At 63.6% G+C, this 12,248-nt stretch carries 9 protein-coding genes; 4 read left to right on the top strand and 5 right to left on the bottom strand.

The annotated features are described in order from the left end of the window. Window positions 1-178 precede the first annotated feature (178 nt). From NKI99_RS17445 to NKI99_RS17435, 3 genes are read left to right on the top strand one after another with little or no spacing between them, the layout of a single operon-like run. Entirely contained in the window at window positions 179-1,018 is an 840-nt protein-coding gene (locus NKI99_RS17445) for a carbohydrate ABC transporter permease (RefSeq protein ID WP_127380895.1), read from the top strand. Next, the gene (locus tag NKI99_RS17440) at window positions 1,015-2,076 is read left to right on the top strand and encodes a Gfo/Idh/MocA family protein (protein WP_352611523.1); all 1,062 of its coding nucleotides are present in this window, start codon (window positions 1,015-1,017) and stop codon (window positions 2,074-2,076) included. Before NKI99_RS17445 ends, NKI99_RS17440 begins: the two co-directional genes overlap by 4 nt. A 58-nt stretch (window positions 2,077-2,134) precedes the next feature. Continuing rightward, window positions 2,135-3,133, top strand: coding sequence for an ABC transporter ATP-binding protein (locus tag NKI99_RS17435; RefSeq protein WP_023810856.1), 999 nt, complete (start codon window positions 2,135-2,137; stop codon window positions 3,131-3,133). A 273-nt stretch (window positions 3,134-3,406) separates the two neighbouring features. Here the strand turns inward: NKI99_RS17435 and NKI99_RS17430 are convergent, their stop codons facing one another. The 5 genes from NKI99_RS17430 to NKI99_RS17410 form a co-directional block, all read right to left on the bottom strand. Then, window positions 3,407-4,252, bottom strand: coding sequence for a fumarylacetoacetate hydrolase family protein (locus NKI99_RS17430; protein WP_127328023.1), 846 nt, complete (start codon window positions 4,250-4,252; stop codon window positions 3,407-3,409). Between the two features lie 218 nt (window positions 4,253-4,470). Then, window positions 4,471-5,202 (bottom strand): SDR family oxidoreductase, encoded by a 732-nt coding sequence (locus tag NKI99_RS17425; RefSeq protein ID WP_352440647.1) that lies wholly within the window; start codon window positions 5,200-5,202, stop codon window positions 4,471-4,473. 271 nt (window positions 5,203-5,473) lie between these two features. Next, entirely contained in the window at window positions 5,474-7,846 is a 2,373-nt protein-coding gene (locus NKI99_RS17420) for an aldehyde dehydrogenase family protein (protein WP_352611522.1), read from the bottom strand. A gap of 65 nt (window positions 7,847-7,911) precedes the next feature. After that, complete coding sequence (gene deoC, locus NKI99_RS17415) at window positions 7,912-8,961, bottom strand: deoxyribose-phosphate aldolase (RefSeq protein ID WP_352553257.1); 1,050 nt, start codon at window positions 8,959-8,961, stop codon at window positions 7,912-7,914. Between the two features lie 153 nt (window positions 8,962-9,114). After that, window positions 9,115-9,942, bottom strand: coding sequence for a ferredoxin--NADP reductase (locus NKI99_RS17410; RefSeq protein WP_127294708.1), 828 nt, complete (start codon window positions 9,940-9,942; stop codon window positions 9,115-9,117). Window positions 9,943-10,162: 220 nt separating this feature from the next. On the opposite strand from NKI99_RS17410, the gene NKI99_RS17405 reads away from it, so the two are divergent. After that, a complete protein-coding gene (locus tag NKI99_RS17405) occupies window positions 10,163-12,247 on the top strand; it encodes a hydantoinase/oxoprolinase family protein (protein WP_352611521.1) in 2,085 nt (694 codons plus the stop codon). Window position 12,248 lies beyond the last annotated feature (1 nt).

Genomic DNA, 12,248 nt, shown 5'->3' with positions numbered 1-12,248 from the left:
ATCTCCCCCGCAAGGGGGGAGATTGGCAGCGTTGGCCTTGCCGGCCATCTTGCTGCGTTGGTGATTGGCGAAAGCAGTCGCGACATCCGATCTCCCCCCTTGCGGGGGAGATGTCCGGCAGGACAGAGGGGGGTGCCTTGGCGCCATTCCTTGGAAGTGTGCGTCAGGAGACCTCCCAATGAGCACCGCCACCCGTTCCGTGCCCCGCACCATCGGCGCCCACGCGATCCTGTTGACCTACACGGCGATCGCGCTGTTTCCGGTGATCCTCGTCATCATGAACTCGTTCAAGTCGCGCGCGGGCATCTTCGGCGCGCCGCTGACGCCGCCGACGCCCAAAACCTTCGACCTGATCGGCTACACGACGGTGATCGGCCAGGGCGACTTCATCCACTATTTCCAGAACAGCCTCGTCGTCACCGTCGCCTCGCTGTTCTTCGTGCTGTTGTTCGGCGCCATGGCGGCGTTCGCGCTGTCGGAATACCGCTTCCGCGGCAACTCGCTGATGGGGCTTTATCTGGCGCTCGGCATCATGATCCCGATCCGGCTGGGCACCGTCGCCATCCTGCAACTGATGGTGGCGAGCGGGCTGGTCAACACGTTGACGGCGCTGATCCTGGTCTACACCGCGCAGGGCCTGCCGCTTGCCGTCTTCATCCTGTCGGAATTCATGAAGCAGGTGTCCGACGATCTGAAGAATGCCGGCCGCATCGACGGCCTGTCGGAATACACCATCTTCTTCCGGCTGGTGCTGCCACTGGTCAGGCCCTCGATGGCGACCGTCGCCGTTTTCACCATGATCCCTATCTGGAACGATCTGTGGTTCCCGCTGATCCTGGCGCCGTCTGAAGAAACCAAGACGGTGACGCTCGGCGCGCAGCTGTTCCTCGGCCAGTTCGTCACCAATTGGAACGCCATCCTGGCAGCCCTGTCGCTGGCGATCATGCCGGTGCTGATCCTCTACGTCATCTTCTCGCGGCAGCTGATCCGCGGCATCACGTCCGGAGCCGTCAAGTGAACTCTGAAACACCCCTTCGTGTCGTTGTCGCCGGCCTCGGCAATATGGGCCGCAGCCATGCGCTGGCTTATCATACCAATCCCGGTTTCGAGATCGCGGCGCTGATCAATCGCTCCGACGTGCCGCTGCCAGACGGGCTGTCGGGTTACGGCATCAGGCGCTCCTTCGATGAGGCGTTGCGCGAGGAAAAGCCCGATGTCGCCTGCATCGCCACCTATTCCGACAGCCATGCCGACTATGCGGTGAGGGCGTTCGAGGCCGGTTGCCATGTCTTCGTCGAAAAGCCGCTGGCAACGACGGTGGCCGACGCCAGGCGCGTCGTCGCGGCGGCGAAGGCCAATGGCAGAAAACTGGTGATCGGCTATATCCTGCGCCATCACCCGTCCTGGATCAGGCTGATCGCCGAAGCGCGCAAGCTAAGCGGCCCCTACGTTTTCCGCATGAACCTCAATCAGCAATCCTCGGGCCACACCTGGGAGACGCACAAGCAGTTGATGCAGACGACGTCGCCGATCGTCGACTGCGGCGTGCACTATCTCGACGTCATGCTGCAGATCACCGATGCCAAACCGATCGAGGTGCGTGGCATGGGCGTGCGGCTGACCGAGGAGGTGGCACCCTCGATGTACAATTACGGCCATCTGCAGGTGCTGTTCGATGACGGGTCGGTCGGCTGGTATGAGGCCGGCTGGGGGCCGATGATTTCGGAAACGGCGTTCTTCGTGAAAGACGTGATCTCGCCCAAGGGCTGCGTATCGATCGTGATGAAGGAAGGCGTCAAGTCCGACGACATCGACACCCACACCAAGACCTCGACCATTCGCCTGCACAGCGCCGCGACCGGCGCGGACGGCAAGTTTCTCAAGGCCGACGAAATGCTGTCGATGGCAGGCGAACCCGGCCATCAGGACCTCTGCGACCTCGAACAGGCCTTCGTGCTGAAGGCGATCCGCGAGGATCTGGATCTCACCAAACATATGGACGACGCGGTCAAATCGCTCGCCGTCTGCCTTGCCGCAGACGAGAGCGTGCGCAGTGGAAAGGCGGTGCGATTGTGACCGCAGAATTGTCGTCACGGGTTGCATTCGCGCCCACATTCCAATCCGGAGGATCGCCGTGGGCTCGCTGAACATTGAGAACGTGAAAAAGGCCTTCGGGCCGGTCGAGGTGCTGAAGGGCATCAACCTCGAAGTGAACGACGGCGAATTCGTCGTCTTCGTCGGCCCGTCTGGCTGCGGCAAGTCGACCTTGCTCCGAGTCATTGCCGGACTGGAGGATTCGACCTCGGGCCGCGTCGTCATCGACGGCGCGGACGTCTCGGCCACGCCGCCGGCCAAGCGTGGCATCGCCATGGTGTTCCAGACCTATGCGCTCTACCCGCATCTGACGGTGAAGAACAATATGGGCCTTGGCCTCAAGCAGGCAGGAACGCCGGCGGCCGAAATCGAGCGCCGCATCGGCATCGCGTCATCGATGCTGTCGCTGGAGCCCTATCTCGAAAGACGGCCGGCCGAACTCTCCGGCGGCCAGCGCCAGCGCGTCGCCATCGGCCGCGCCGTGGTGCGCGAGCCAAAGCTTTTTCTCTTCGACGAGCCGCTTTCGAACCTCGATGCGGCACTGCGCGTCAACACGCGGCTGGAGATCGCGCAGCTGCATCGCCGGCTGAAGGCAACGATGATCTACGTCACCCACGACCAGGTCGAGGCGATGACGCTGGCCGACAAGATCGTCGTGCTCAATGCCGGCAGGATTGAGCAGATCGGCGGCCCGATGGAGCTCTACAATTCGCCGGCAAATGAGTTCGTCGCCGGCTTCATCGGCTCACCGAAGATGAATTTCGTCGACGGCGCCCGCCTCGGCGAAACCGCCAAGACCATCGGCGTGCGGCCGGAACATTTGACCGTCGATCCGAAATCCGGCGCCTGGAAGGGAACGGTGGTGCACGCCGAGCATCTCGGCGCCGACACCAATCTGTATCTCGACTGCGAGAAGGCCGGTCTGATCACCGTGCGGATCTTTGGTGTTTATGATGCCGAGCCGGGTGCCACGCTGTATGCGACGCCGGATCCGGCGAAGACGTATCGGTTTGGCGCTGATGGGAAGGTGTTGAAGTAGCTTGACACCCTCTTCCTTTCCTCTCCCTCCGGAGGGGGGAGAGGTGGCGCCGCGAAGCGGCGACGGAGTGGGGGAAGACCTAGACCCAAGCCAAAACCGCCATAGGATAGGGACTGACGTGTCAGTACAGTCGCTTCGACAGACGAGCGGATCGAGCCCCCACTCCGTCGAGCTTCGCTCGCCACCTCTCCCCCGATCGACGGGGTAGAGGAAAGGCGCGAAACCGCCCCTTCCTCTTCTCATTCCAGAGACACAAGGAGAGAACAGAGAAGCCTACACGTCAGCCTTGAACGTCTGCTTCTGCTGCCCCAAGCCTTCAATGCCGAGCTCCACCACATCGCCTGCCTTCAAAAACACCGGCGGCTTCATGCCGAGGCCAACGCCGGGCGGGGTGCCGGTGGAGATAATGTCGCCGGGGTGCAGCGACATGAACTGGCTGAGATAGGACACCAGATACTTTACGCCGTAGACCATGGTCTTGGTCGAGCCGTTCTGCATCGTCTTGCCGTTGACGGTCAGCCACATTTTGAGGTTCTGCGGATCGGCTACCTCGTCCTTGGTCACCAACCACGGGCCGGTCGGGCCGAACGTGTCGCAGGACTTGCCTTTGGTCCACTGGCCCTGGCGCTCGGCCTGGAAGGCGCGTTCGGAGACGTCGTGGGCAACGCTATAGCCGGCAACATAGTCGAGCGCATCGGCCTCGCTGACATATTTGGCGGTTTTGCCGATGATCACGGCCAGTTCGACTTCCCAGTCGGTCTTCTCCGAGCCGCGGGGGATCAACACGTCGTCATCCGGCCCGACAATGGCCGAGCTTGCCTTCATGAAAATGATCGGCTCCGGCGGCACGGTGGCGCCGGTTTCGGCGGCATGGTCGGAATAGTTGAGGCCGATGCAGATGAACTTGCCGGTGCCGGCAACGCAGGCGCCGAGGCGCGGGCTGCCGGAAACCGCTGGCAGCGACTTCGGATCGAGCTTGGCGAGTGCCGCCAGCGATGCCGGATCGAGCGTCTTGCCGCCGATATCGGTAACGTGAGCGGAGAGATCACGGATCGTTCCATCCGCATCGAGCAGGCCGGGACGTTCGCTTCCCACCTCGCCATAGCGCAGCAGTTTCATCTAAATTCTTCTCCTGATTGCGGCCTCGTGGCCTTTTGCAAACTTTCCGCCAAGGCGATTGCGCCTTCGCGGAACCGGCGGACCGTACCCATCGACCTGACTACGGACAAGCGCGATCGCCATGCAAGATAGCGGCGCGCGGGATTTTCAGACTCTTCGATCCCCTGTCAAACGCCGGGAAAGGGCCAAATCGTCCGGCTCGCGCAAGATTTCCGCAGTCAGATCGACCAGCCGCCGTCGATATTGTACGCCTGCCCTGACGTATAGGTGGCGCCGGCCAGATAGACGGCGAGATCCGCGATCTCCTCCGGCGTGCCAAGCCGGCCCATCGGCTGGCGGGCGATGAAGGCGGCGCGGGCGGCATCGTAGTCGCCTTGCGCGTGCATGCGGTCCTGCAGCGACGGGCTCTCGACCGTGCCGGGGCAAATGGCGTTGCAGCGTATGCCCTTGCCAACATAGTCGGCGGCGATCGCCTTGGTCAGGCCGATGACGGCGGCCTTGGTCAGGCCGTAGACGAAGCGGTTGGGCACGCCCTTGGTCGAACTGGCCAGCGAGGCCATGTTGATGATCGATCCGTCGCCGCGTTCCAGCATGCCGGGCAGCACGGCCCGGCTGGTGCGGATCATGGCGCGAACATTGAGGTTCAGCGCGAAATCGAGGTCGCCGTCCTTCATCTCAAGGATCGAGCCCGAATGGACAAAACCGGCGCAGTTGAACAGCACGTCGACGACACCGATCTCGGCGAAGGCGGCGTTGACGGCTTCGTCGTTGAGTACGTCCAGCTTGCGGGTCTTGATCCCCGGCGTCTTGGCGAGCTCCGCCAGCAGTGCCTCGTTGATGTCGGTGGCGTAGACGGTGGCGCCAGCTTTTGCGAAAGCCAGCGCGCTCGCCTTGCCGATGCCTTGCGCCGCTGCCGTGACGACAACGACCTTGCCTGCCAGATCAGCCATACTGTTCTCCTCGTCCGCTAGGGATAGTCCGGGTCTAATCCGCGGCTGGCCAAGGCGTCATGTGCCAGTCGCGCATGATCGTGCAGCCTGCGCCGTTGATCGTTCACTGATAAAGATGTTTTTTCTCGTTAAAGAACATCTGTCCATGCGTCAACCCCGAACACGATCTCTACCGCGCCGGGGGGAGATCAAAGCGCGCGACGCGCTTTGGCTCTTTGCCTTTATATATGTCGTTGCCCCAAAACCGCTGCGCACTTTTGGGCGACATACATTAATCGCCGTAAGGCACCCAGACATTCTTGACCTCGACGGCGCGGCGCAGGAAGGCGTCGCCGGCGGCTTCGTCGGATGCCCAGTCGATGCCGCGGCCATTGCCGCTCCAGACGCGCTTGAGGTTGCCGATGGACTCGGCCTCCGCCTTGGCGCAGGTCTCTGCATCGGCGAACACCCAGAGCCCGTCGACATCGTCATGCTTGGCCAGCACGCCGGCGAGTTCGGAGCTGCGGCCGGTGACGATGTTGATGGCGCCTGAGGGAATGTCGGAATATTCGATGATCTGGTAGAGATCGGTGGCCAGCAGCGGATAGCGCTCCGAAGGCACCGCGACCACGGTGTTGCCCATGGCCAGCGCCGGTGCGACCAGCGAGATCAGGCCGAGCAGCGGCGAGCTGTCGGGGGCGACGATGCCGACGACGCCGACCGGTTCATGAAGCGCCAGCGTCACGGCACGCGCCGGCGGCTGGTGCACGCGGCCCTCGAACTTGTCGGCTAGGCCGGCATAGAGGAACAGCCGTTCGATGGATTGTTCTACCTCTTCCCGCGCGGCCTTGGGCGTAGCGCCGGTCAATTCGGTGAGACGGGCGGCGAACTCGCCGGCACGGCCGGAGAGATTTTCGGCCAGATAGTAAAGCACCTGACTGCGGTTATAGGCGGTCGCCTCGGGCCAGCCCCTACAGGCGCGGGCTGCGGAGACAGCATCGCGGATATCCTTGCGGCTGCCGAGACCAACCTCACCGGCCAGCTTGCCCTTGGCGGTGGCGACAGCCAGCGAATAATTGCCGTCCGGCCGTACCTGCTTGCCGCCGATGAATAGCTTTGCCGTGCGGTCGATTGCCGAGCCGTCGGCCTGCTCGACTGGCTGTGCGGAGGTCGTCGCCGGCTTGATGATCTGGCCGAGCGGCAGTTTCGCCGCGAGATATTCGAACATGCCCTCGCGCCCGCCTTCGCGACCGAAACCGCTCTCGCGGTAGCCGCCGAAGCCGCAGGCGGCGTCGAACATGTTGGTGCCGTTGACCCAGACCACGCCGGCCTTCAATTGCGGCGCGACGTGCAGGGCAAGGTTGACGTTCTCGCTCCACACCGAGGCGGCGAGGCCATAGCGCGTGTTGTTGGCGAGCTCGATCGCTTCCTCGGTATTGCGGAAGGTCATGGTCGCCAGAACAGGGCCGAACACCTCTTCTTGCGCCAATATGTTAGCCGGCGAAACACCTGTGGCGAGCGTCGGCAGATGGTAGTAGCCGGAAGACGGCAGCGCCGCATCCGGCTGCCAGCAGACGGCGCCCTGCCTGGCACCTTCGGCGACCAGGCCCTTGACGCGCTCGAGCTGTGTGGCGTCGACCAGCGGGCCGATATCGGTGTTCTTGTCGAGCGGGCTGCCGACGCGCAGCCGGCTCATCCGCGTCTTGACCTTGGCGATCAGGGCGTCGGCGATGCCTTCCTGGACCAGCAGTCGCGAACCGGCGCAGCATACCTGGCCCTGGTTGAACCAGATACCGTCGACCAGGCCTTCGACGGCGCTGTCGAGATCGGCATCCTCGAAGACGATGAAGGCCGACTTGCCGCCAAGTTCCAGCGACAGTTTCTTGCCCGAGCCGGCGGTGGCTTTCCGGATGATCTTGCCGACTTCGGAAGAACCGGTAAAGGCGATCTTCTGGATGCCGGGATGGTTGACGATGGCCCCGCCGGCCTCAGGACCGCCCTGCACGATGTTGACGACACCTTTCGGCACGCCGGCGCGCTCGCAGATCTCAGCAAACAGGATTGATGTCAGCGGCGTGAACTCGGCCGGCTTCAGCACCACGGTGCAGCCGGCGGCGAGGGCCGGCGCGATCTTCCAGGCCAGCATCAGCAGCGGAAAGTTCCACGGGATGATCTGGCCGACCACGCCGACACCCTTGTGGCCGGGGAAATCCTTGTCCAGCGCCTGCGCCCAACCGGCATGGTGTATGAAATGGCGGATCGCCAGCGGCACGTCGATGTCGCGGCTTTCGCGGATCGGCTTGCCGTTGTCGATGGTCTCAAGCACTGCGAACAGGCGCTGGTGGCGCTGCATGGCGCGGCCGATGGCATAAAGCACCTTGGCGCGCTGATAGCCCGAGGCTGCCGACCACTTCGGCAGCGCCTTGGTGGCCGCCGCAACCGCCGCGTCGATGTCGACGGCATTGGCGTCGGATATCTTGGCCAGCAGCTTGCCGGAAGACGGCTCGCTGGTTTCGAAAGTCTTGCCGCCGGACGCGGCTTTCCAGTCGCCGCCGATGAACAGCGCCTTGCCGAAATCGCGCGCGGCAAGCCATGCATCGGCCTCGTTGCGGGCTTCCGGCGCCGGGCCGTACTCCATGGCATGATAGCGATCGAGGATGTTCATCAGGTGCCTCCTTCACCCTCCCGCCTGGGAGGGTCGATCGGCAAAGCCGATCGGGTGTGGTGCGCTCAAGCCATCGCGTGGCGATGATTGGCCGAATAGTGCCCGGTCAGATGGTGCTCGAGCTGGCGCTCGATATCGGTCAAGAGGCTCGACGCGCCGAAGCGGAACAAGTCTGGCTCCAGCCATGGCCGGCCGAGCTCTTCCTTCATCAGCACCAGCCAGTCGAGCGAGGCCTTGGCCGTGGAAATGCCGCCGGCCGGCTTGAAGCCGATGAGGTAACCGGTTTCCTCGAAATAGGCCCTGATGGCGCGCACCATGGCGAGGCCGACGGGCAGCGTCGCATTGACGCTTTCCTTGCCGGTCGAGGTCTTGATGAAGTCGGCACCTGCCATCATCGCCACCATCGAGGCCAGCATGACATTGCGCAGCGTGGCGAGGTCGCCGGTGCCGAGAATGACCTTCAGATGCGCGTCACCGCAAGCGGCGCGCATCGAGACGATCTCATTGTAAAGCTCCCGCCAGTTGGCGCCGAACACCAGCCCGCGTGGAATGACCACGTCGATCTCGTCGGCGCCGTCGCGGACCGAGGCTTCGATTTCCTGCAGCCGGGTCGACAGGGGTGCCAGACCATGCGGGAAGGCGGTGGAGACGGCGGCGACGTGGATGCCGGTGCCGCGCACGGCGTCGACGGCGGTGGCGACGAAGGGATGGTAGACGCAGACGGCGGCCGGGCGGATGGTTTCACCTGATATGCCGAGGCCCTCGACAATGTCGCGGCGGAACGGGTTGATCGCCTTGGCGCAGAGCCGGCGCACGCGCTCCTCGGTGTCGTTGGAATTCAGCGTCGTCAGATCCATGCAGGAGACGGCCTTTAGCAGCCAGGCGGCCTGGTTGTCGGCCTTGATCGAGCGCCGCTTGGTCAGGCTGGCGACGCGCCGTTCCAGCGCCGAGCGGTTGACGCTGCGCACCGATTCCATGAAGCCGAGATCGAGCTTCATGCCGGGATTGCGCGCAATGCGATGGTCCGGTGGAACGGCTGTGTTGGCGGCGGCACGCGCCGGCAGCGGCGTCACCTTGGACGAGCCGATATCGGCTTCTCGGATTGTGCTGCTCATCTCCTGCCCTTTCATTCAGCGACGTGTGCCGAAGATAGCCCGCGAAGTCGTACTTCACGAGTCCTGCAGACGGTGATAGCCGAAAAAGGCGGCGAAAGCAGCAGTTTTTGACCGCGCGGTCAAAAACGCAGACTTCGAGATGTTAGGTGCGGCTCAGCCGACGAAAGCGCGCTCGACCACGAAGGTCGCCGGGTGGCTCAGCGAACCTTCCTCGAAGCCGAGGCTTTCGGCCAGTTCCTTGACGTCCTTCAGCATATGCATCGAGCCGCAGATCATGATGCGGTCGGTTTCCGGGCTGAGCTTGTCGATGCCGAGATCGCTGTAGAACTTGCCGGAGCCGATCAGCGCGGTGATGCGGCCCATGCGTGCCGACTCTTCGCGGGTCGTCGAATTGTAGAGCGTGACGCGCCCAGTGGTCAGTTCACCGATCAGCGGGTCGCTTTCCAACGCCGCGACCAGCTCCTGGCCGTAGGTGAGTTCCGCATTGTCGCGGCAGGTATGGGTCAGGACCAGCTGATCGAATTTGTCGTAGGTGTCAGGGTCGCGCAGCAGGCTGGCGAAAGGCGCGATGCCGGTGCCGGTCGAGATCATGAACAGCCGCTTGGCCGGGGTCAGCGCGTCGACCACCAGCGTGCCGGTCGACTTCTGGCGCATGATGACGGTGTCGCCGACCTGGATCTTCTGCAGCTCCGAGGTCAGCGGGCCGTCCGGCACCTTGATCGAGAAGAATTCCAGCTCTTCGTCCCAGGCCGGACTTGCCACCGAATAGGCGCGGTACACCGGCTTCTCGGCATTGGGCAGGCCGATCATGACGAACTCGCCGGAGCGGAAGCGCAACGACTGCGGACGGGTGATGCGGAACGAGAACAGCCGGTCGGTGTAGTGCTTCACCGAGACGACGGTTTCGGCATAGACGTTGGCCGGAATCGGGAACTGCAGCGGTCGGGCGCCGACGGTGTTGAGAGCGGATGTGGTGTTCATCAAATCCAACCTTCTGGCCCAACCGTGGACGCGGGCGCCAAACTTTCACCTGCACGCCCGGACCATTCAGATCCCGGCGGGCTGTTCGCACACTGCAAAGCGGCAAGCTCTTGTGTCCGGAATTTATTAGTATACAAACGATATTTGCGTCAAGATGCTCCCTTAAAACAGCTTTCCAAACTGGCGCATATCCGTAGTCCGCGCATTTCGGGTTTCGACGATGGAAGAGAATATTTCGGCGCAAGCGAGCAATTCCCGGGGAAATGTCGTCGCCGGTATCGATGTCGGTGGCACCTTCACCGACCTGCTCCTGATCGACGGAAGCGACGGCGGCCGGGTGTATCTGGCCAAGACGCCGACCACGGTGGACAACCAGGCTTTCGGTGTCGTTTCGGCACTCGGCGCCACCGGATTTGCCATCGATAGCATCGACCTCATCGTGCATGGCACGACCACCACCACCAATGCGGTGCTGGAACGCCGGCTGGCGAAAACCGGCATGATCACCACGCGCGGTTTTCGCGACGTGATCGAACTGGGTCGGCGCACGCGGCCGCAGGCCTATGGCATGACCGGCAGCTTCGTGCCGATCATTCCGCGCAATCTCAGGCTCGAAGTCTCGGAGCGCGTCGAAGCATCGGGCGCGGTGCGCACGCCGCTCGACGAGACCGAGATGCGCGACGCCGTGCAGACGCTGATCGCGGCCGGTTGCGAATCCCTCGTCATCCATTTCCTGCATTCCTACGCCAACCCGGCACATGAGCGGCGCGCCGCCGAAATCGCCGCCGAGCTCTGGCCGAACGGCTACATCACGGCAGGCCACGCGCTGCTGTCGGAGGCGCGCGAGTTCGAGCGCGGCGTCACCGCTTCGGTCAACGCCTCGGTGCAGCCGATCCTCGAACGTTATGTCGAGCGGCTGCGCAAGGAACTGGCTGCAAAAGGCTACGCCCGCGACTTCCTGATCATGAACGGCAATGGCGGCATGATCTCGGCGCGCTTCGTCACACGTGAATCGGCCAAGACGGTCATGTCCGGCCCGGCCTCGGGCGTCATCGCCGCGGCCTATACTGGAAAGCGCGCCGGCTTCGAAAACCTCGTCACCTACGACATGGGCGGCACCTCGACCGACGTGGCGCTGATCCGCAATGCCGAGCCGGCTGTGTCGAACGAGATCGAAATCGAATATGCGATGCCGATCCATGTGCCGATGGTGGCGGTGCACACGGTCGGCGCCGGCGGCGGCTCGATCGCCCGCGTCGATGCGGCCGGCCTGATCCAGATCGGCCCGGAAAGTGCCGGCGCCAATCCCGGCCCGATCTGCTACGGACGCGGCGGCCTCGAGCCAACCATTACCGACGCCAATCTGGTGCTCGGCCGGCTGGCGCCGAAGAAGCTGCTGGCGGTCCAAAATCCCGTCACATCAGAGCGCGTCACCAGCATTTTCGAGGACAAGATCGGCAAGGCGACCGGCCTGTCCGGCGTCGAGGCGGCGGGCGCGGTGCTGCGGCTCGGCAACATGAAGATGGCCGGCGCCATCCGCATGGTCTCGGTGTCGCGCGGCCATGACCCTCGTGATTTCGCGCTGTTCGCCTTTGGCGGCGCCGGCCCGCTGCATGCGACCGCCCTGGCGCGCGAACTCGGCCTGCCCAAGGTGCTGGTGCCGGCGCGTCCGGGCATCACCAACGCACTCGGCTGCGTCGTCGCCGACCTGCGCCATGATTTCGTCAACACCATCAACCAGCCGGTGGCGGTGCTCGACGAAAAACAGCTTCATACTGTATTGGAACGCCACCGAAACGAAGGTGAAGAGCTGATCGGCAAGGAAGCGGTGAAGCCGGAGACGATCCGCGTCACCCACTCCGCCGACATGCAGTTCGTCGGCCAGACCCACATCATCAACGTGCCGCTGCCGTCCTCGTCGGTGACGCGCGCAACGCTGCAGCAGCTTTTCGAAAAGGCCTATTTCGCCCGCTTCAAGGTCGAACTGCCGGAAATCCGCGCCAACCTCGTCAATCTCAACACGTCGGTGACCGGCGTGCGTCCGGCGATCGATCTGTCGCGGCTGATCGATCCGGCGGGGCGCGCAACAACGCTGGATGAGGCAAGGCGCGAAATCCGGCCGGTCTGGTATGGCGGGCGCTGGCACGACACGCCGGTATATGCACGCGAAAAACTGCCGCTTGACGCTGAAATCGAAGGGCCGGCGATCCTCGAACAGATGGACGCCACCACCGTGCTCGAGCCCGGCGACCGCGCACGCTGCGATGCCGACGGCAACATCATCATCGACATCGGCGAGGCCTGAG

The sequence above is a fragment of the Mesorhizobium sp. M0239 genome, from assembly GCF_040321815.1.
In the GTDB taxonomy this organism is placed as follows: domain Bacteria; phylum Pseudomonadota; class Alphaproteobacteria; order Rhizobiales; family Rhizobiaceae; genus Mesorhizobium.
Note: the sequence above shows the minus strand (reverse complement) of the source record. Positions and strands in the feature narration are given on the sequence as shown.